We start from the raw sequence: 21,235 nt of genomic DNA, 5'->3' as shown, positions 1-21,235 counted from the left end.
TTTTTTAGAATCTAAGGTCAATACCAAAGGTTATCTGTCTCGATTCGGGGAAACCGTAACGGTATTCAGCAATTCCGTTTCCGCTTCCTCCTTTTTTGTCCTTGTACCAGTATGCTAGATTGCTAATCTGAGTGTTGATGCTGGCATTGTCAATCTTTATTCGCTTTATCCATTTTGATGGTAGCTTGTAGGCTAGGGATAAGGTCTTAAAGTTGATATTGGTCATATCGTATAGATAGCGGGTAGAACCGTATCCCACGTAATTGTCGAGAGAGAGCTTTGGAACATCGGTAATCTGTCCTGGTGTTGTCCATCGGTCAAGCTGGTTCACCGTTTGGTTGTGTATTAGGATCTGACGTCCATCCGAGTTTGTGTTGAGGTAGCTGTATGGGATTGTTTTCTTACCTCCGATATTGTAGCTCATAACAATGGATAGCGTAAAGTCTTTATACTCGAAATCGTTTACAAAACCACCAAAGAAATCTGGAGATGCTTTTCCTGCATACACACGGTTCTCGATCTTATTAGCCAGCACGCCGTCGGTAGTAATGGTCCCATCTTTTAAGTACCATAACGCAGTTCCTGTTTGAGGATCTACTCCAGCATAGCGTGCGGTGTAAATGCTGCTCACGTCCTTTCCGAGCTTTAGCCCATTATACGAGTAACTAGAGGGTGGCAACTTGTCGAGGTTGTTTGCCAGCTTTGTTAATCGATTGGAGTTGCTGGAGATGTTAAAGTTCGACCTCCACTTAAAATCTTTGCTGTTTATGTTCTTTGTTTTAAGCGTAAATTCGAATCCCTCGTTCACCATATCGCTGGTGTTTGCCGAGACTGTAGAGAATCCTGATTCTAAGGGGATGTACAACGATTGAATTCCTCCGATTACTGTGTTTCTATAGTAATCGAATGTTATGCCGATTCTTGATTTGAGAAAGCTGGCATCGAAGCCGATGTTTAGCTTGTAGTTCTGTTCCCATGTAAGGTCGAGATTGGGAGCGGAGCGTGGAATCGCTCCGGCTTCACCGTTATAGACATACGATGATCCATATGCGTATGTTCCACGTGCTGAGTATGTGCCAATTTTAGAGTTTCCGGTGCTACCGTACGAAGCCCTTAGCGTTGCCAAAGGTACTAGATCGGTAGGGAACCAATTTTCTTTTGAAAGAACCCACGTTGCCCCAATTGATGCGAAGTTCTTTGCCTGTACATCGCCCCCAAAGATGGAGGATGCATCTCGACGAAAGTTTACGCTGACATTGTATTTTGAGTCGTACGAGTATCCAACTCGGCTGTAATACGAAATGGTTCCTTCCGAACTTTCTGAAGCAGATGCGTCAACATTTTCGGTTGCTCCATATCCGATAATTGGGAGTTTTTCCATCGGTAAATTCTTCTCGGTTGCTCGTAGTCCGTTGGAACTTTTATCGCTGATTTCCATGCCGGCTAGAACAGAAACGTTGTGCTTGTCGTCAAACGTTTTATTCCATTCTAGCTGGTTAAAGTTGTCCCAAGCAAACGTTGAATTGTAGATGTCTTTTATCATACCTCCAGATGTGGCACCCGATGCATTCTTCTTCGAATTGAAGACGTATGTTCTTGCGTTTGTGTAGTCAACGCTCATAGAAGTTTTGAAACTTAGATCTTTTAGGATATGGTAGGTAAGCGACACATTGCCGTTGGTGTTGTAGTCCTTCTTTTGGTTCTTATTTTGTGCCAATGCGGCCAAGGGGTTTACATACGCCTTGTCAAAAGGAGGATTGGTGTTGAATGTTCCATCGGCATTGTAGGGCGAAAGATTTGGTTTCAATGCGAAAGCCCCGGAGAACATGCTAAACACATCCTTATTGGCCATAGAGAATCCGAAGACGGCATCGAAGTCGAGCTTATCGGTCAACTTTGTGTTAAGATTAAGGCGCGAGGTAATTCGATAGAGATCATTCCCCTTGGAAACTGATTTCGTATTGTTATAGCCTGCAGAGAAGCGGTAGGTTGTTCTTTCGGAACCTCCTGATACGCTCATATTGGTCTGTGAAGTAAAGCCTTGTCGAAGGACTAAATCGTACCAGTTGGTGTTGATGTCGGTTGCCCCTGCTTTTAGCTTTGCATCTTCGAGAGAAATACCTGAGTTTACTTGTGCTTCGATGGCAAGTTTTACGTAATCTTCCGTATTCAGATACTTTACGCTGTTAATGACGTTGGCAACTGAAAACGACTGCGAAATGTTGAAGGTTGCTTTCCCTGCTTTTCCCTTTTTGGTTGTAATAAGGATTACTCCGTTGGCAGCATTTGCCCCATAGATGGCGGAAGTTGCCGCATCCTTTAAAACGGTGATGGTTTCAATGTCGTTTGGATTTATAAGCGACAACGGATTTGTTTGTGTTACCCCTTGGTTGAAGGCTTTGTCGATATTGGGATTCGATGCATCAAGCATGGGAATACCGTCTATGATGAAGAGAGGTTGACTTGATGCTACAATATCGGAACTTGTAACCTGAGTTAATGAACCTTGTCCGCGCACCTGTATGCTTACGGATGCAGATCCTGGATCGCCAGAGTTGTTCTCAACAAGTATACCCGCCATACGACCTTCCAGCATTTTATCTACGCTTTCGGTTGCTCTGTCTACTTGAAGATCCTTAGCCGAAATTTGCTCAACGGCTCCAACAACGCTTTCGCGCGATTTTTTGCTGCCGTAGCCAAGCACGATGGCTTCCTGAAGCTGGATGTTCTCCTCTTCGAGGATCACAACAAGGTCGTTTTGCTTGCCAACAACAACTTCTTGGCTTTTATAGCCGACCATACGAAACGTAATCTTGCTGTTTGCCTCTGATACCTTTATGAGGAATTCGCCGCTTATGCCTGTCGAACTCGCCAATTTCGAGCCTTTAAGGGTAATGTTTACTCCGGGAATAGGCTGGTTGTTTTTGTCTAGCACCTTTCCTCTCACATTTCGAACTTGTGCTTCTGCTGCGAATGCTATGAGCAGAACAAACAAGAACAGAACTAATCTTTTTGTCATTTAGATTTGATTGTAGTTGGTTAATTCTTCTTTATAAAAACGTATGGGTTCTCTGTAACCCGTTTTTCTCCCTTCACCATATGCGTAAAGGTTGGGTGGTTGAGGAGCAAAAACAGCTTTTCCCGATCCGATGCTCTTTTGCTCTCGAATACAATTTGAAGTTCGGGATATGTAACACTACTTTTTGCCACTATGCTGTGAATGTGGAATTGCTCGATTTCTACATCCTTAAGGAAGGGAGAGAACGGAAGCTTTCTACCAAAAGGGAATTTCCGCATGGTAAGTGTTAGCGTATCTAGCCTTGTTCCTGCTGCAATTTCCTCGGTCGATTCGTAGCTGTTCTTGATGAAGATCTTGTTTAGGATTCTGCTGCGTTGGCTATCGGCGTTTTCGACATCAACAGAGTTTATGGTGTAGCAGGTGCCTACCTCTGTTGGCTTCTTCTTTAGAATCATTACAACCGATGGGCTTTCGATTCGCGCCTTTAGGCTATCGACGTTGAGGCCTTGCTTGGCGAAAATGTCAACGAAGAGCGTCTTCTTATACTCCGATTCGATGAAGTAAACGCCGTTCATCGTTTGCAGCTTATACATTAGTACGAGCCCATCGAATGAGTCGTAGTAGTTGTTGATGGAAAGCCTGTACCTAAAGAACTTGATGTTGGTATCTTCGGGATAGGCAACTGGATGCTTAGCCTTGGTGTGGAGTATTTTGCGAAGGTTATCCTCGGTAACGATGCTGTCGTTTACGTAAACCGTTAGGTCTTCTTTAGAGGGGCTGTACTGCACGCCATAAATTCCTTTGTGGCGCTTTAGCTTATCGGCGAGCGCCTCGAAACCGATGGAGTTGCGGATGGTTTTGTAGTTGTTCAGTTCTATTGAGCTTGCATTTTTGTTCAGATCTAGGATGTGCCAAACGTTTCGGTAAACGTATAGGTTACGTTGGGCAATAAGGTAGACCGATGTTGTTAGAAAGAGCAGCGTAGCCGCTAGGATAAGTAGGCCGGTGCGCTTTTCAATCAGCTTAACGGCATAGCGCTTTTTGTTTAGAACCTGCTCTATGGGAGGTCCTGTGCGGTTGTTGGGGGAACCGTTCGGATGATCCTTCATATTCCCCTCTTCGTTTCTGTTTTTGTCTTGGTTCTCGAACATAGGTTTAGGAGTTTTCGGTAGCAAATAACGAGTAATGAAAGGTGGTTGTCGTCTTAATTCAACATTTGAGACCTGTGTTTTAGGTCTCAAAAAGATGTTTTTAATTTCTTGTAAAACTCAGTTGGATAGGTGAATGGTAATAATTGAGACCTTTATTGAGCAGGGAAGGACTGGTGGGTTGGTGTGTTTTAGCTCGAAAAAGCAGGTAGGTTTGACGGATAACTAAACCGATACCCTTTCACTTTTCTACCCCGATTAGCGGAGGCGCAAAATGGAAGAGTAACACTGTAGGCATATAGGGTAATCTTCCCCTTTTGTTGGAGGTAATGCTATAGAGAATGGGGGAGTGCATGCGGTACACCCGGTAGTATTTTCTGGTGGAAATATGTACAGCGGAAGGGTGGCTACTCTTCGTTGGGGCTTAAGCCTAGCTGGGCGGCGTACTCGCTGGGGGTAACGCCCTTTTGCTGCTTAAATATGCGGTTAAACGAGGCTTTGGAGTTAAAGCCCGACTCGAGCGCAAGCGATAGCAGGGTGTAGGTTTTGAATCGTGGCGAATTCATCTTTTCGATCACCATATTTACCCTATACGTATTTATATACGACGGAAAGGTTTGGTTGGAAAAGATCTTTACGGCCTGGGAGACTATGGCAGATGGCACTTTTAGCCTCTCCGAAACCATCGATAGGGTTAGCTCGGGCTCTTGGTAGAGCTGCTGCTCCTTCATCAGCTGGTCTACATCATTAAATATCCTTTCGAACTTCGGATCAATCAGCTGTTCGTCGTCCTGGGACAGTGGGGCGCTGCTCTTTTTCTTGCTGGGCTGATCTACGCTGCTGCTTACCTTCGATAGCAGAAAGGCATACTTATTGCCAATGTATATAAATAGGATGGCAAAAGTAGAGGTGAGGACATTTATGACAAGCAGCTTATCGGTAATCTGGTAAATGCTCAATACCTGAACCAGCTCCAGCGCTACAATAAGACCAAAAAGCGTTACGCTTCCTAGAACCACTGTGGCTAACCACCACTTGGTTTGGGTGGATAAATCGAGAAGGTAGGAGTCGGTTTTCTTGGTCCTCAGGTATAGGAAGAGCACGTAAATAACGTAGGAACCGACTACGAGCACCTTATACCAGCTAATCAACCTTTGGAAGATGTTGTTCGAGCAGGTGCACGATCCTTCGGCCTCGCAGCTATACAGGTTCCACACATCCTGCATGAGGACTTTTCCAACAATTAAAACCGCCAAGGGGATAAGGTGAACGAGCGTAGAGCGGCTAAGCGTGTAAGCCTTGTTGAGCATGCTCTTTACGTATACTAAAAGCGTTGCTCCATGGATTATATTAAGGCTGCAGGTGTTTTCTACAATAAAGTGGAAGCGGTGTATCAGCACCGATCGCTCAACTAGGTAGGCTACCTGCGCAACAATTAGAATCCCCAACCAAAACATAAGGATTTTCTCAGACAGAGTCTTCCCCTTTTTGTTGGTAAATGAAATAAAGAAGAACGAAAGTAGGGCTAAGCTAACTACGTTTAGTTGTTCCATGGAGTTGTCCCTTACTCTTCAATTACAAAAAACACGCTATGCAATTTCAACCTTTGCAAATGTAAATAAATAAGAATAGATAGAAAATTGTTGCGCATTTTTAAATGCGCTACCCTCATAGAATGGTCGCACACGGGGGAAAAGCTAATGCCGAAAAGAATTTACCCTCACATATCGCAAAAATCGAAGATATTGTAGGTGAAAGTTGGCGCTAATCTCGTGCTGTTTGTTTATACGTAAAGGATGCCGTCGAAGGTTGCCGATGCGTTAACCCCTCTCAATCTACTACGATGAAAAACAGTTGCCATAAGCGTAATTTGATGCACGTTTCCCCTTACTTGGAAGGGCAGGGCGTAGGATTTCTCCATCTTCCTCACGTAGTAACTCCGGTTTGGATGCCACCGTACTATCTGCCAACTGCCATAAGGGCAAATAGTACAAGGCGTAAAGTCCTATACTGGAATCTTATGAATTCCAACCTTTAAGGTTGCTCCATTCTTCCACCTGCCTGCCATCTCCAGCAAAGATGTTGCGGAGCTTTGCGTTACCGCGAGCGTTGCTCTTCTTTTTGCTCTCGTTTCTGTATCGCTAATCGAGCCTATCTGCTAGGTAATTTCGATCTCCAGATGTTTTGCAGCGAGTCTTCTCCTCGTTGCGAGTCTATATTTCCGTTAGTACACCCGCCTATATGCGTGTAAGTTGGTAATACAGCCGTATGCTATCGTTGCAGCTGCCGACCAATTAACGGATTTGGTGGTAGATTGTCGGTTATGCTGTTGCAGCTGGAACTTCGAAGATAGATAGTGCCGACTGCATCGGAGAAAATGGAATGATATCCTGCGAATTGCCCAAACAAAAAAGTACAAATGGATATCCAACTGCCAATGTGTCCGATTGTACTTGTACAAATGGATAAATGAGAGGTGATTTACCCATTTGTACAAGTATAAATGGGTAAATGGCCGTGAAATATAAAAAAATACAAGTGAAAATTAGTAAATGAGCTGCAGTTTATCCATTTTCACAAGAGAAAATGATGTTTTGCTGACAATAAGTCCGTTTGTAACGGAGAAAATGGGTAAAATAGGGGCAATAGGTTCATTTTCCAAAAAATGTTTGGGTAAATGGGCCGCAATAGGTGTTGTTGACCATGAATAATTAGGCAGCTTGCAAAGGATATGTTGTAACGCTCGAAAAAGTTGGGTTCCCAGACATGTGTTTGATGCCGATATGCTAAAGCATGTCAATGATTTTAAAGGTATAGTTCTACTGGATCGCTACGTAACGGTATTCGCAGCTCCAGTAGAACCATATACATAAATGCTTTGTAGATGCTGCTAAGCATAAGCTCGAAGCGTAACGCTGCTAATGAGTGCTTGCTGGCATTTTTGCTTTTCGAGCGGATCTTCTTTACTCCTTTACTGCATTCATTACCTCGTCGTAGGGGAGCTTCTTGGTGCAGAAGAACCAGTCGTAGCACTTTATGTTGCCTTTACTCTCCATGCGCTCCTTGGCAACGCCGCACGAGCCTGCAGTTGGTACAATTACATCATCGCCAGGCTGCCAATCGGCAGGTGTTGCCACGCCAAAGGTGTCGGCGGTTTGTAGGGCCACAATCACGCGGTATAGCTCGTCGAAATTTCTGCCTAAGCTTAGCGGATAGTATATAATAGTCCGAATTATTCCGTTAGGGTCGATGACGAATACGGCTCTTACAGCCTTGGTGCTGCTCTCTCCGGGTTGAATCATTCCATACTTCTTGGCTACTTCCATGGTGATGTCCTCAATAAGCGGGAATTTCACCTCAACATCCTTCATGCCCTTGTACTCAATCTTCTCCTTTATGGTACGGAGCCATGCAATGTGGCTGTACAGCCCATCAACCGATAGCCCAACCAGCTTGCAGCTAACTTCGGCAAACTTGGCCTCCTGGCTGGCAAAGGTCATAAATTCGGAGGTGCATACTGGCGTAAAATCGGCAGGATGGCTGAATAGAATCACCCAGCTGCCCTCGTAGTCGGCTGGAAAGTTGATGTCGCCTTGGGTGGTTACGGCCTTAAAGGCGGGCGCTGCGTCGCCTATTCGAGGCATCGATACTACTTCTTGTTCCATAACAACGCATTTTATTGGGTTTACATTCTAGTTTTCTTCCATTCCTCCTTCATGCGGGTAAGATCGGTAAGCCAGTCCTCGATGTCGTTCTCATGCTCCAGCTCTTCGTTGAGAATTGTCACCGCCATCTGGTAGGTGGCGTGGTCTTTCCCATGCGTGAAATCCGCAATCTCCTGATAGCGCTGTATCGCGCACCGTTCGCCCTTCAAATTCTGCTCTAAAATGATCTCGATATAAAAATCGGAGGGGGCATCGTAAGGACAGCGCGCCTGCGTCATCCAATCCATTGGGTTGGTTACGGGTATCCCGCCCAGCTGGATTATCCGGTTTACGACCAACACTGCATGGTTGAGCTCCTGGGTGGCATGCAGCAGAAGTTCCGGTTCAATTTCGCTCCGCATGGGGCCTTCCATTAACCTTGCTCCAATCCAGTACTGGTAGTAGGCCAGCCATTCCTCCGAGAGCGCTGCATTCAGCATCTCTATAAGCGTATCAGCATCAACAGATGATATTTTAGTTGCTCCTATACCCATGTCGTTTGGCTTTAAGTAAGAAATACACAATTTAATCTATTATGGATGAAAACTCAACGGGAACAGCCTCTTCTTTTATGCTGATGGGGAAGTGGGGGAGAGGTGGAATTGGATTCCCTTTTGAGGTGAGTGCTTAGTCGTCGTTGCTGTTGTGATGGCTAGCCGGATGGGGGAAAAAGAGGCGGCGCCATGCCGGATAATATCCTGCAATGGCGCCGCATTTTTTAGCTGCTGCAAAAGGTTTAGCACCTGCTAACCCTCAATTCTGCGTTGGCAGCTGATGCTTAAGTCTTACTTTATCTTGCCTACAAAGGTTACCACGCTACGAGCAGGAACTTTAAAGGCGCTGGTCGAGCTTAGCGCGCTTCCAGGCTTAAGATTGTCCCCTGTTGCATCGGAGGTGGTGTAGGGCACGTACGAGCTGATGGTTGCTCCCTTTACGATAGGGGAGAAGGTCTTATCCACCGTCGAGTAGTTTACGGCAACGACAATCAGCTCTTTTCTGTTATTGTCTATAAAACCCGAAAGCATAAGGCCTGTAGGGTCGTTGGTCTTGTAGGTAGACGAGGCAACGCTAACGCGTACTGCGCCGGGCCTTACAAATCGGCTAAAGTTACCCATGGCCCATAGCAGCTTCGAGTCGGTAAAGGTACCATCCGAGGTGTTGTCGCTGGCGTACACCAATCCGTCCTTGTAGTCGCCATTGGTGATGCCTAACCACCATTGCCAAGCCGATGCATTGGCTGTGGTGATGTCGAAGTGCATGATGCGGGCAACGTAAAGGGCAAACGTCATGGTGAGGTCTTTGCCAGGGCCGCTACCAGCCAAAGGATCGGTTTCGAGCATGCAGAATTCGGTTTGCCAAAATCCCAAGTTCTGATTTTTTAGGGCCGCGCCCATGCTTTCTCGGGTCGAAACCAGCTTGCTTTCAGGTGTGGTCGTAAAGTAGCCGTGGGCTCCAATCAGGTTGGGTACGTGGCTCAGATTCCCGATGTAGCTAGGCGAGGTTGAGTTGAAGAAGTTGAAGATATGGTTGCTTCTACCGGGGTAGTTGTTGTCTGCCTTGTAGGTTAAGTCGTACTGACCCGATTCGCATACCAGAATTTTCGAGTTCAAGTTGGCCTCGGTAAGCTTTTGGTCGAGATTTTTTACCACTAGGGCAATGTCGGAGTCAAGCGCAGGCGATCCTTCCTGGCTGCTGCCGTCCCACTTCCACTCGGGCTCGTTAAAAGGCGAGATGTAGTTGATGTCTACACCGTCGGTTTGCTTGATGCCTTTTACCACGTTAACCAAGAAGTCGGTGTATTCGCCTATCTTGCCCGATTTTAGGTTGTAGCTTACGCTTGTTCTACCCTTGTTGTTGGCAATTCCGTTTTCGGTCATGTAAACAGGGGGCGAGTTGGTGAATCCAATAAAGGTTTCCACGCCTCTGGTCTTGGCGGCGCGAAGAAACCAGCGCTGTCCTTCCTGCTTGTTCCAGTCGTAGGTGCCATCGGCATTAAGGAAGCATTCCGATCTTCTCCATACCGTTTCGATGTTGCTCGTAGATCCCTGTTCGGCGCTTCCCGCTCCGATGTTGAATCGCCACGACGAAAGGCCAATTCCTTTTGGTTGTCCGTTGGCATCCATTGCGGTGCTAAAGAGCAAGTCGGCCATGGCATTTCGCTTCTCTACGGGCCAATTCTTTCCAATAAATTGGGCTGTCCAGCAGTCGGATGCCCCAAAGTTATCCATAGTTTGGTACGTCTTCGAAACATCTATAGTAACAACTGCCTGCCCAGGTTGATACTCACTTCCGTTTGGGTCCGATTTGTCGGCCTTACAGTTGGTTGTTAGCGCAGTTAAGGCTACTAAAAAAAATGATTGAAATTTCATCTGTAATAGGAATTACATGCTGCTAGTAAAATAGAAAGTGTTGCTCGGTAATCCTAGAGCACACTCCTCGTATGTTTGTAAAAAAAAGTGTTGGGAGGATCTTTCCTCCCAACAACCAGGCTTATACTACAACCCTGGATTTTGTTTTAATAAACCACCAGACAATTCTATTTCTGATTGAGGAATTGGGAATAGATTGTACACACCCTCCTCAAAGTAAATACCCTTATCTTGTCTTTCTCCCTTGTTGGCCCATTCTAGTGGGTCGGCAGTGGCTTCGTTCATATTCCACTTTACAAAGGTTCCATTAGGACCAAAGATGTAGGATAGCATTGACTTTGATACATCGGATGGATTCTTCCATCTGCGTAGGTCGTACAGGCGATGCCCCTCGGTAGCTAGTTCAAGACGGCGTTCCTTATAGATTGCATCTCTTAATGCATCACCACTAAGGTTCATGTCTGTTGTCAGGTGTACTCTATCTCGAACTTCCTTAAGTGAAGCAATGGCTTCATCAGGATGATTGCTATTGTATGCCGCTTCAGCATGGATGAGGAGTAGATCTGCATACCTCATCATGATGTAGTTAAGGTTATTGGTGCTAGCATCGTAAGGAGTTGGTCTATCTGCTTTAGGAATGTAGTACTTACGGCAGATACGAGCTGACTTATGCTTGCTTGGCGTAATAACGTATGCCTTAGCATTAGGGTCACCATAGACATCGTCACCATTCTTAATGATGGTAGAGCGGAGTCTTTCTATATCACCCTCGTCCTTGTATGCTTTTTCAAGGTTTGCAGATGGTTGTCCCCACGACCAACCTTGGTCATCTCTAGAACCTGAAACAACTGGAAGTCTAAAGCCTGTATTTAGTTCTGTATTCTTGTTGAACTGAACTTCGAAGATCGATTCCATTCCATTTGGATTTTTTGTGCTCCAAACGTTTGCAAAATCAGGCTCTAGTTTATAGATCTTCTTGCCAATTATTTCAGCAGAAACAGTACGTGCAGAATCCCACTTCTCGGTGTAAAGACAAGCTTTAGCTAGGTAGGCCATGGCAGCCCCCCAAGTAGCGCGTCCCTTATCGCTTGCTCCGTACGACTCAGGTAACACTTGCGCCGCGCTTTTCATATCGCTCTTTACCTGGTTGTAGATCTGCTCAGCAGTTGATTTGGCCATCTTTACCTCGGTTGGAGGAATTGCTTTAGTTAAAAGAGGTACTCCTCCATAGTTCTTAACAAGTTCAAAGTAAATAAGTCCTCTTACGAACTTGGCTTCTGCAATTAGACGGGCTTTAAGTTTATCGTTGGTTATTGGCGAGTTGGTAATGCCTTCAATGGCAATGTTGCAACGGTAAATTCCTTTGTAACAAAACTGCCAATGGTTGTTGTTTACGCCATTTCCAGCCTTTCCTTTGTACATGTAGTGACATAGTTCCCAAGTTTCACCACCATCTTGAGTGGTGTTACCAGCCCACATATCGTCGGTACACATGTCGGAAACTAACTTGAAGTAGGTAGTTTGCCACCAGTCGTCATACAGTATAGATTGGTAACAGCCATTAACCGCTTGAGTACATTCTTTTTCGGTTTGGAAATAGGTGTTTAAATCTTGAGTACCTCTTGGTGGTTCTTCAAGAAAATCGCTACAGCTCGCAAATGCAGCTGCAAAGCCTACTGCAAATAGTAGTTTTGATATCTTCTTATTCATCACGTTTTCTTTTTTTATAGGTTAGAATGATAGGCTCATGTTTACCAAATAGGTACGCGCAACTGGATATGTACCCCAGTCAATACCTGCGTTTAGGATGCCACCTCCAACTTCTGGATCAAGACCCGAATATTTGGTAAAGAGGAATGGGTTTTGAGCGGATAGGCTAACTCTTAACTTGTTGTTGGCAAATAGACCTTTGTTAAAGGTGTATCCAAGTTGAATGTTTTTGCAGCGAACAAAGGATGCATCTTCAACATAGTAACTAGAGATTCTGTTGAAATTGCTATTCTTATCAGCCGAAGTTAGTCGGGGTTGAGAGTTGGTTGGATTATCAATTCTCCAAGATGCATCATATAGTCCTTTCTTAACATTGGCATTGTTTGCTCCACTCATCAAGGCATACTTTGTGGTGTTGAAGTTTTCGTTGCCAAATGATCCGTACCAGAATGTGGTAAAGTCGAAGTTTTTATACTCCAGCTTAATGTTTAAACCAACTGTTACATCAGGGTAGGGGTTACCTAGGTATTCTCTATCCTTGTCGTTAAGAACACCATCCTTGTTCAGATCCTTGAAGCGGAAATCTCCAGGTACAGCATCGGGTTGAAGCAGGTTTCCTGTATTGGATGTATGTGAGTTGATTTCTGTTTGATTCTGGAATACGCCATCAACAACATAACCATAGTATCCAGCAAGCACAGAACCTTCGATGGTGCGAGTAATGTTACCACCTTGGAATCCACCATCAAGAATTTCGCTTCCGTTGGCTAATTTTAATGCTTTGCTCTTTGCATGGGTTAGGTTAAGTCCAATGTCGTACTTTAACCCATTGTATTCGTCGTGATAGTTGACGGATGCTTCCCATCCTTTAACTTGGATACTGCCCACATTTGCCCATATACGCGAAAGCCAAGTTGGATAACCACTATAGGTTGGGTATTTGGTCTCCATGAGCATATCTTTAGATTCCTTGGTGTAGTATTCTCCTGTTATGGTCAACTTATCATTTAGTAAACCAAGGTCTATACCAATGTTATAGTCTTCAACAGTTTCCCATTTAAGGTCTTTGTTGCTCACTGTTGATGGGTAAGTTGCAATTACAGCACTTCTGTCACCTCCAAATACATAATAACCACTAGAGAGTTGATCTATATAGGCTCCATCAGAAATGTTTTGATTACCGATTCGTCCCCATCCTGCGCGTAGCTTTAGGTTGCTAATCCACGATATATCTTTCATGAAGTTTTCACTGCTAGCTCGCCAAGCAAGAGATAAAGAAGGGAATGTAGCCCACTTGTTATTCTCAGAAAATTTCGAAGAACCATCAGTACGAACAGATGCTGTTAGGTAGTAACGGTTATCGTAGTTGTAGTTGATACGGCCAAGGTAGGACATTAATGAGCTTGCATTGTCTACACCGCTTACACCTTTGTCGCCAGTTGCTGCGTTAAGGTAGCGAAGCAGCTCGTTGCTGTTGGGTAAGTCCTTGCGGCTAGCATATAAGTTGCTATAGGAGTAGCGCTCCATATTATAACCAGCCATGGCTGTAACATTGTGCTTGCTTGCAAAGGTTTTCGTATAGGTTACAAAGTTATTCCATACGTAGTCAAATGCGTTATTATGTGTACTGCTAACTTGATCCTTATCATTTTTCTCTAAGTTGTCAATGAAAAAGATTGGGGTGTAGCTACGATACTCGTCGAAACGAAGGTTTAATCCTAACTGAGACTTGAAAACTAAACCTGGTATAGGCTCAATTGCAAGGCTTGAGTTGGTTGTCATTGCATATTGCTTGTTTTGATCGTTACCTGCGCGGTAAACAATTCCTGCGGGATTCCACGATTGGTTGTGGACAGAACGGGCAAACCAGCTAATAGGCTTAGAGCGATCCGTAACTCCATTATTTATTCTTTCCTCCACGGGAATATAAACAGGCGTTGTGGGATCCATTGACAAGGTGTTGGAGATTACATCAGGGGTGTTAACCCAACTTTCGTAGCGAGGATTGAACGTTTGGCTAAAGGTGATGTACTTGTTGAACTTGTACTCGGAATTGAAACGAGCAGACACCTTTTCCCATTTTCCCTTATCCATTTGTGATTCCTGCTTAAAGTAACCAATGCTACCTGCATAGGTGGTCTTTTTATCTCCGCCTGCGAAGCCTAGGTTATAGTTCTGCATAGGTGATGTAGGTCGTATAACTTCGTCCCACCAATCGGTTCCTGATTTTACTGTACTTAGATCAGAAAAAGGAAGCGTCTCGCCCGCATTGGCTTTACGCTCGTTCATTACCTTAGCATACTCTATTCCATCGGCAAGTTCTGGCTTTGGTAGTGTTTGAATGCCATAGTAGGCGTCAAAGTTGAAGGTAATCTTGCTTTCCTTTCCTTTTTTTGTTGAGATAAGCACAACTCCGTTGGAAGCACGAGTTCCGTAGATAGCAGTTGCTGAAGCATCCTTAAGCACTTCGATGCTTTCAACATCGCTAGGATTTAGAAAGTTAAGACTATTGCCCATTGGTACTCCATCAACAACATATAGAGGATCTGAACCATTAAATGATGAGATGCCTCGAATTAACACCTTTGGGGTCGATCCTGGTGCTCCAGATCCATTCATAATCTGCACACCAGCAACTTTCCCTTGAAGCGCATTGCTGATATTGCCAGATGAAAAGTTCTTAACTTCCGATCCTTTAACTGTAGAAATGGAGGTGGTTAAGTCCTGCTTTTTTACAGTACCGTAGCCAACAACTACAAGTTCGTCAATTAGCTTGGTGTCTTCTTCAAGCGTTACGTTCAGAGTCGTGTTGTTGCCAACCTTAACCTCTTGCTTTTTAAAGCCTACGGCCGAGATGGAAAGTACATCTTTGGCTTCTGCTTTAATTGTAAAGGTTCCCGTAACATCCGAAATAGCGCCTTTGGTAGTCCCTTTTACAATAACGGAAGCACCAATAACAGGGCTCTTGTCCTTTGCAGAAACAACAAGTCCCTTTATGTTTTTTACTTGTGCTGATACCTGCAGTACTCCAAAGAGTAGTAGCAAGGTTAGCATCCAACTGAAATATCTTTTCATAAAGTGAATTTTTACGTCTTAGTACTATCGTTTGATCATCTTCGCCCTGTTGAGGTGCGAGTCAAAAATGAACGTGTAGGCAGTGCGGGTTGGCACGTTAAGGTCAACGTTGTCTCCGTTGTTAGGTCGTGTTTTCTCTGGATTGGTTTTACTGTCAAATCTCCAGAATGGCTCTATCCACCATCCCCATGGGTGTTGAGGACCAATGATAAACTGAACATTACCCTCCAGTTCAACGTCTAATGAATAGATGTATGGATTAGTTGTAGACTGTTTTAGGAGAATTGCTGAACTAGGACTCCAGTTTTGTTCTGGGTGATCAGCAAAGCCTTTTCCGATAAGCCCAATTTGTATAGGAGTGTCAACGCCATCTAACTTATAAGTAAGCGAATTTGGGGTTGCATCGGTTGGCGTGTATTGTTTAAACGAGTAGGTGCTAGTTTTTGTATTCAAAACAATCTCATAGTATCCAACAGCAGGAAGTACAATTGGGTTGGAGTTGGGATCGTTTATGATAACTGTTTTGCTATCATCTAAGCCAAAACAGTTGGGTTGGAAGTCTGTTTTCTGTGGAATAAAGCGAACCTTAGTGTCTGCTGCTGCTGAGTAGTATTTTGCAGTGTAGGTGTAAGGAACTGTGTGATCTACAAGCATAGGAACACCAAAAAGATCGGAGTTTAGCGCAACTTTGGTGTCTACATCTGTCAAGTACATCTTTTCGAAGTCAGGCATGTCTGATACTGTAAGGTTTGTAGTTCTTGTAACCCTATTTCCTTTCTCTGTACCAATTGCCTTGTCTCCAACGGTGTACTCGAATTTGTAGTTGGCTATCTCGCTAGGTAGTGTGTATATTTTTTCAACAGTAGCAGTCTTTCCGCTTACTAAAACGCTGTCGTAGTAGTTTAGCGGTGCTCCAGATTTTATTACAACATATCCTAGTTCCTTGTTGTCTGAAACATCAATAGAGACTCTAAATACGGTTTCTTTGGATGCAACTTGAGACTTTATTACTGTAAGGGCATTATCGGGTGCCGATACAAATACGGGCATTGTAAAGTCTCCATCCATGTGTACGATTATCGACTTCTGAATCGTTTTCCCGCTAACGTCAGTAACGGTGATTACGATTTCGTTTGGCTTGTCCACAGCAGTAGCGGGTACCTTAAACTTGTAGTCGAGGTTGAAAGATTTTACCAAAGAATCTTCAAAGGTTATTGTTTTGTCTAACGACCATTCGGCAATTTTAAGGTTGATACTTTTAATGCCGATATCATCGGTTACGGTTCCCTGTGCATAAAGATCATAACCTTGAACCCAGTGTAACTCGCTAGTCTTTAAACTAAGCGTTGGTGCTGCTTTGTCTTCGTTTACGTAATCGAGTTCTGACTTTTTACATCCCTGCACTACCAATAGGAGTAGTAGCAGATAAAGCCAAATGCGATGTTTTCTCATAGAATGTGTGTTTTAAAACGTCTGTAAAAACTACTTCCAAGTGTTAATTTTAGAATATCAAATTAACGCTAAAGCAATACCATGTTGATTAAACATTGTCTCAAACTCTTTTGATATTGTCGATTTCAGCTAAAAGTGAAAGTCCTTAGAAAATGATTCAAAATGTTGTTATTACGGCAGATAGTACGGATTATCGCAAGGAAAGTTCTGTTGCGTTTCCTTTTTTTTGATAGTTTTGCATGGAGAATGCATAAGAGGGGGTGACCTTAACTTATTTTTTAATCGAATTGGTTTTTTTGTATATGTATTTGCTTGTTGATGCCTGTTGTCGCCTTTGGGGAAGACTGATTACTTGAGATTGCTAGCATGTATTACAATTTTAGAGAATTCTACATGGGCATTCTCAATGTTAGAATTGTCACCGAACCTGTGAATAATTTAAATCATGATTGGTACTGTCGTTTTTTTGAGTCGTATTTCTTTTAAAAGCCTTAGTGTTGTATTCGGTTTGTTGTTTACAATAGCTACAGTGGTGGCATCACCTAACAATACTTCCAATATTAAAAAGTACACCACGGTAAATGGCTTAACAAATAATGTGGTTTACAAAATCGTACAGGATAAGCAAGGCTTTATGTGGTTTGCTACCGAAGACGGGCTTAATAGGTACGATGGGCATCGCTTTGTAGGTTACAGAAATGATCCGACGAATAAGAAGACAATCTCGCAAAATTTCATTCAGAGTATCTACTGCGATGCGCATGGCGATATTTGGGTTGGTACTGCTGAGTCTGGTTTGAACCGTTATAACTGTAGAGGTGACGATTTTACCATATTCCGCCATAAGAAAGATAGGTATAGCATTAATGGGAACGATATTATATCTATTATTCCTGCCAGAGATGGGAATTTGTGGGTGGCTTCCTATCGAAATGGGATAAATTACTACGATAGAAGGAGTGGCAGATTCTACGATAGAAAAGACATTCTTGCTGCATGCAAAAGTAGGGGTGACTATAAAGTGCAATCAATACTTGAGGGGAGAAATGGCATTTTTTGGGTTGGCACCCAGGGAAATGGGCTATATGCGTACGATTTAGTCAACAGGAAGAGCACTCCAATCAAGGGTGTAAATCCTGCGGGGTTAACGGTGTTCTCTATTGGTGAAGACCCTACGGGCCATGTTTGGATTGGTACCAACAGGGGATTACTGGTTGTGAAAGATGGAGTGCTGCAAGTAGTACCTAATTTGAAAAGCATTGCGGGTAAGGAGGTCTTTGCCATATTCTGCGATAGAAATCAGAATATGTGGATTGGTACTGACAAGGGTGCCTACATTTTTAAGCTTCGGGATGTCTTTCGAGCAAATGCGATAAGCGTCGATTATATAGGGGAGGGACCGTCTGGACTTTCTTACCAGTCTATTAGATCCATTTCTCAGGATAGAGATGGCAATATTTGGATTGGAACCTACACTGGTGGTGTCAACTTTATTAGTAGTATCCCCGATAAGTTCAGGCTAATTGCAAAGGATACGCCAGGTAGCGCCCTGTCGTACGATAAGGTATGGGGCATGTGCGAGGATAAACAGGGGAACCTGTGGGTTGGCACCGATGGTAGCGGTATCGATAAGTTTGATGCTAACCTCAATAAACTAGGCAGCATGCGTTCCAATCCGTCTAATACAAGTTCGCTAAGTAGCAATGCAATTTTGTCTGCCTACTGCGATAGGCGGGGGGAGCTGTGGTTCGGCACTTTCGAGAGTGGGCTAAATCGTGTTGACCCTCGGAGCGGTAAGGTTACCCGGTTTCTGAAAAATGGAACTAGCCGTAGCATCAGCGACAATACCGTGCGCGCCATCTTTGAGGACTCGCAGGGGAAGTTGTGGGTGGGAACCGATGCAGGAGGACTTTGCTGCTACGATCCTAGGTCGCAAAATTTCGCGGTGTATAACACAAAGAATTCGGGAATCAGCGAGAATGACGTACGGTCGATCTGCGAAGATGCCCGTGGAAATCTGTGGGTAGGCACGTATGGCGAGGGACTTAACCTGTTCGATAGAGCCAGGAGGCATGTTGCCGTCTTCCGTAATGTACAGGACGATCCTTCGTCGTTGAGCTCGAACCGGGTTCAGGCAATGCTCGTTGACTCGAAGGGGCGCCTGTGGGTGGGAACGTCGAGTGGCCTATGCCGCTACTCCTACGAAACACGCAACTTTAAATCGTTTACCGAAAAGGAGGGGCTTGTCAATAATAACGTAATGGCGATCTTGGAAGATGGCAAGGGCAATTTATGGATAAGCACCACCCGGGGAATTTCTAGGTTCTGCATCGATAAAGGCAAGTTCGAGAACTACGACCTGCACGACGGGCTGCAGAGCGGGCAGTTTATGCCGGGCTCTGCCATTCGTTGCAGGGGTGGGCGCATGCTTTTTGGGGGGACGAACGGGCTAAACGTTTTCGATCCGTCGAGAATCAGCAGTACCCAGTTTGAGCCAGAGGTGCTGATAACCGATTTCCAGATTTATAATGCCATTGTTCCTATTCGAAGCACGGAGAATCCGAAGAGTCCGCTTCTTCAGAGCATTACACTAACATCGGATGTTGAGCTGAGCTACCGACAAAATACGCTGTCGTTCGACTTTGTTGCTTTGAACTACAGCTTCCCAGAAAAAACGCAATACGCCTACATGATGGAGGGTGCCGATGAAGGCTGGAATAAGGTTGGCGGTAAGACTTCAGCGACGTACCGGAATCTTGGCCCTGGGAAATACGTGTTTAAGGTTAAGGCCACCAACCAGGATGGTGTTTGGTCGAAAACGGTTAGGGAGATTCGCATAACCATTCGTCCTCCGTTTTGGCTTACCTGGTGGGCGTACCTCTTCTATGCCATTTTGATAGCATTGGCTGTCCGGGCATCGCTTAGGCTGTACACCTTTAGGATTAGAACGCTTAATAAGCTGGAGATTGCGCGTATCGAACAGCAGAAGTCGGAGGAGGTGCACCAGGCAAAGCTTGAGTTCTTCACCAACATCTCTCACGAGTTTAGAACTCCTCTTACCCTTATCATAGGGCCGTTGGAGCGATTTATTGCTGCCGAAGCAGATCCTGCCAGACGGAAGCTGCTGGACATGATGCACCGAAATGCGAATCGCCTGCTTCGGCTTGTGAACCAGCTGATGGATTTGCGGAAGACGGAGCGGGGCGAGATGAAGCTCAAGGTGCAGGAGATGGATCTTGTTGCCTTCTTGCAGGAGATGACGTTCTCGTTCGAGGAGTTGTCGCATCAGAAGCATATTACCCTGCAGCTGGATGCGGAGGAGGAGCATGTTTTGGGGTGGGCAGATCCTGAATTTCTCGATAAGATTCTCTACAACCTCCTCTCCAACGCCTACAAGTTTACCTCTAGCGGTGGTCGAATCGTCATAAGCGTACGGAGGATGTCTGTCTATGGGCAGGAGCATGTTCGAATCGGTGTTGAGGATACTGGGAAAGGCATGCGTCCAAAAGAGTTGGACCGCATATTCGAGCTCTTCTACCAGGTGCCCGGAGTGGGCAGCGCTTTGCAAAAGGGTAGCGGCATAGGCCTGCACCTTACCAAGATGCTGGTTAAACTGCACAAGGGCGAGATTAGCGTATCCAGCGAGGAAGGGCGGGGGACCTCCTTCTTCGTTGATCTTCCCCTGCAAAAGGAGGCCTACGCTGCCGCCGAGGTGGCCAGCGAACCCGTGGAGAAGGCTGTGGTAACCGATCTTGCCGAAAGAGCCATTGATATAGAGCCTATGCCCGATGAGGATGTGGCTAAGCACGTTGGCCGGCTGTACACCGTGCTGGTGGTTGAGGACGACGACGACATCCGACGCTACGTTAAGGATGAACTGCACAACCTGTACAACGTTATTGAGGCCTGCAACGGCGAGGATGGGCTTAAGATGGCAGCCGAGTTTCAGCCTGACGCCATCATCAGCGACGTAATGATGCCCGTGCTCGATGGGGTGGAGATGTGCAAGCAGCTGAAGCTGGATATCACCACCTCGCACATCCCCATTATCTTGCTTACGGCGAAGTCGTCCATCGAAGATAGAATTGAGGGGCTGGAGAGCGGGGCCGATTCGTACATCCCCAAGCCGTTTAACCCGGCTCACCTGAAAACCCGCATCGCCAAGCTGATTGAGCTGCGCGAGCTGCTGAAGCAGAAGTTTAGCAAGAGCATCAGCTTTCAGCCCAGCGAGGTGGTGGCTTCCTCGCCCGACGAGGAGTTCCTCCGAAAGGCGCTGGCGCTGATCAATGAGAACATCTCCAACTCCGACTACAATGGCGACCTGCTGAGCAAGGATTTGGGCATGAGCCGCGCCAACCTGCACCGCAAGCTGCGGTCGCTGCTCAACCAGTCGTCGAGCGAGTTTATCCGCAACATCAGGCTTAAGCAGGCCGCCATCCTGCTTAAGCAGAATAAGCTTACCATCGCCGAGGTTGGCTACGAGGTTGGCTTCAGCTCGCCAACCTACTTCTCGGCGTGCTTCTCCAACTACTTCAAGATGTCGCCCTCGGAGTATGTTGCCAAGAATGCGGAGCGGAAGTAGTAGCGCATGGCAAAGCGGGCGATTCCGTATTTTTAGCTGAGGCCATCGCCGTTAAGCTAAGCCTGAATTCAAAAGGATAAACTCCCAATTGCAGCACGTTATCCCCTCCACTGGAGGGGCAGGGGTGGGTTAAGAACGCGAAGTGAAGCGAGAATGCTGTTTTTTAAACGAACAAA

Annotated in this window: 11 protein-coding genes; 1 reads left to right on the top strand and 10 read right to left on the bottom strand. The window is 45.3% G+C overall.

Annotated elements, in window-relative coordinates; genetic code table 11:
- Positions 1 to 4: 4 nt before the first annotated feature.
- The 10 genes from ACHZA1_RS01710 to ACHZA1_RS01665 all read right to left on the bottom strand — a co-directional run bounded on the left by ACHZA1_RS01710 (position 5) and on the right by ACHZA1_RS01665 (position 16,477).
- Complete coding sequence (locus ACHZA1_RS01710; RefSeq protein ID WP_320053513.1) at positions 5 to 3,019, bottom strand: SusC/RagA family TonB-linked outer membrane protein; 3,015 nt, start codon at positions 3,017 to 3,019, stop codon at positions 5 to 7.
- Positions 3,020 to 3,039: 20 nt separating this feature from the next.
- Entirely contained in the window at positions 3,040 to 4,170 is a 1,131-nt protein-coding gene (locus ACHZA1_RS01705; protein WP_320053512.1) for a hypothetical protein, read from the bottom strand.
- A 404-nt stretch (positions 4,171 to 4,574) separates the two neighbouring features.
- Positions 4,575 to 5,720, bottom strand: a complete 1,146-nt coding sequence (locus ACHZA1_RS01700; protein WP_320053511.1) for an AraC family transcriptional regulator — start codon at positions 5,718 to 5,720, stop codon at positions 4,575 to 4,577.
- Between the two features lie 230 nt (positions 5,721 to 5,950).
- Positions 5,951 to 6,088, bottom strand: coding sequence for a hypothetical protein (locus ACHZA1_RS01695; RefSeq protein WP_321427029.1), 138 nt, complete (start codon positions 6,086 to 6,088; stop codon positions 5,951 to 5,953).
- A 1,042-nt stretch (positions 6,089 to 7,130) separates the two neighbouring features.
- Positions 7,131 to 7,832 (bottom strand): peroxiredoxin, encoded by a 702-nt coding sequence (locus tag ACHZA1_RS01690; RefSeq protein ID WP_320053510.1) that lies wholly within the window; start codon positions 7,830 to 7,832, stop codon positions 7,131 to 7,133.
- Positions 7,833 to 7,852: 20 nt separating this feature from the next.
- The gene (locus ACHZA1_RS01685) at positions 7,853 to 8,365 is read right to left on the bottom strand and encodes a ferritin-like domain-containing protein (protein ID WP_320053509.1); all 513 of its coding nucleotides are present in this window, start codon (positions 8,363 to 8,365) and stop codon (positions 7,853 to 7,855) included.
- Between the two features lie 291 nt (positions 8,366 to 8,656).
- Positions 8,657 to 10,240 carry a glycoside hydrolase gene (locus ACHZA1_RS01680; protein ID WP_320053508.1) on the bottom strand — a complete coding sequence of 528 codons (1,584 nt, stop codon included), beginning with the start codon at positions 10,238 to 10,240 and terminating at the stop codon, positions 8,657 to 8,659.
- 126 nt (positions 10,241 to 10,366) lie between these two features.
- A complete protein-coding gene (locus ACHZA1_RS01675; RefSeq protein ID WP_320053507.1) occupies positions 10,367 to 11,950 on the bottom strand; it encodes a RagB/SusD family nutrient uptake outer membrane protein in 1,584 nt (527 codons plus the stop codon).
- Positions 11,951 to 11,971: 21 nt separating this feature from the next.
- Complete coding sequence (locus ACHZA1_RS01670; RefSeq protein ID WP_320053506.1) at positions 11,972 to 15,025, bottom strand: TonB-dependent receptor; 3,054 nt, start codon at positions 15,023 to 15,025, stop codon at positions 11,972 to 11,974.
- A gap of 24 nt (positions 15,026 to 15,049) precedes the next feature.
- Positions 15,050 to 16,477, bottom strand: a complete 1,428-nt coding sequence (locus ACHZA1_RS01665; RefSeq protein ID WP_320053505.1) for a hypothetical protein — start codon at positions 16,475 to 16,477, stop codon at positions 15,050 to 15,052.
- A gap of 532 nt (positions 16,478 to 17,009) precedes the next feature.
- On the opposite strand from ACHZA1_RS01665, the gene ACHZA1_RS01660 reads away from it, so the two are divergent.
- Positions 17,010 to 21,059 carry a two-component regulator propeller domain-containing protein gene (locus ACHZA1_RS01660; RefSeq protein ID WP_320053504.1) on the top strand — a complete coding sequence of 1,350 codons (4,050 nt, stop codon included), beginning with the start codon at positions 17,010 to 17,012 and terminating at the stop codon, positions 21,057 to 21,059.
- The last annotated feature ends 176 nt before the right edge of the window (positions 21,060 to 21,235 follow it).

This window comes from uncultured Acetobacteroides sp. (assembly GCF_963667355.2).
Classification (GTDB): Bacteria; Bacteroidota; Bacteroidia; order Bacteroidales; family ZOR0009; genus Acetobacteroides.
The sequence above is the reverse complement of the archived record's forward strand: the minus strand, read 5'-3'. Positions and strand labels throughout refer to the sequence as shown.

Excerpts from the sequence above, each read along its gene's own strand:
- ACHZA1_RS01710 (WP_320053513.1), bottom strand. The coding sequence starts at position 3,019 with ATGACAAAAAGATTAGTTCTGTTCTTGTTTGTTCTGCTCATAGCATTC.
- ACHZA1_RS01705 (WP_320053512.1), bottom strand. The coding sequence starts at position 4,170 with ATGTTCGAGAACCAAGACAAAAACAGAAACGAAGAGGGGAATATGAAG.
- ACHZA1_RS01700 (WP_320053511.1), bottom strand. The coding sequence starts at position 5,720 with ATGGAACAACTAAACGTAGTTAGCTTAGCCCTACTTTCGTTCTTCTTT.
- ACHZA1_RS01695 (WP_321427029.1), bottom strand. The coding sequence starts at position 6,088 with ATGGAGAAATCCTACGCCCTGCCCTTCCAAGTAAGGGGAAACGTGCAT.
- ACHZA1_RS01690 (WP_320053510.1), bottom strand. The coding sequence starts at position 7,832 with ATGGAACAAGAAGTAGTATCGATGCCTCGAATAGGCGACGCAGCGCCC.
- ACHZA1_RS01685 (WP_320053509.1), bottom strand. The coding sequence starts at position 8,365 with ATGGGTATAGGAGCAACTAAAATATCATCTGTTGATGCTGATACGCTT.
- ACHZA1_RS01680 (WP_320053508.1), bottom strand. The coding sequence starts at position 10,240 with ATGAAATTTCAATCATTTTTTTTAGTAGCCTTAACTGCGCTAACAACC.
- ACHZA1_RS01675 (WP_320053507.1), bottom strand. The coding sequence starts at position 11,950 with ATGAATAAGAAGATATCAAAACTACTATTTGCAGTAGGCTTTGCAGCT.
- ACHZA1_RS01670 (WP_320053506.1), bottom strand. The coding sequence starts at position 15,025 with ATGAAAAGATATTTCAGTTGGATGCTAACCTTGCTACTACTCTTTGGA.
- ACHZA1_RS01665 (WP_320053505.1), bottom strand. The coding sequence starts at position 16,477 with ATGAGAAAACATCGCATTTGGCTTTATCTGCTACTACTCCTATTGGTA.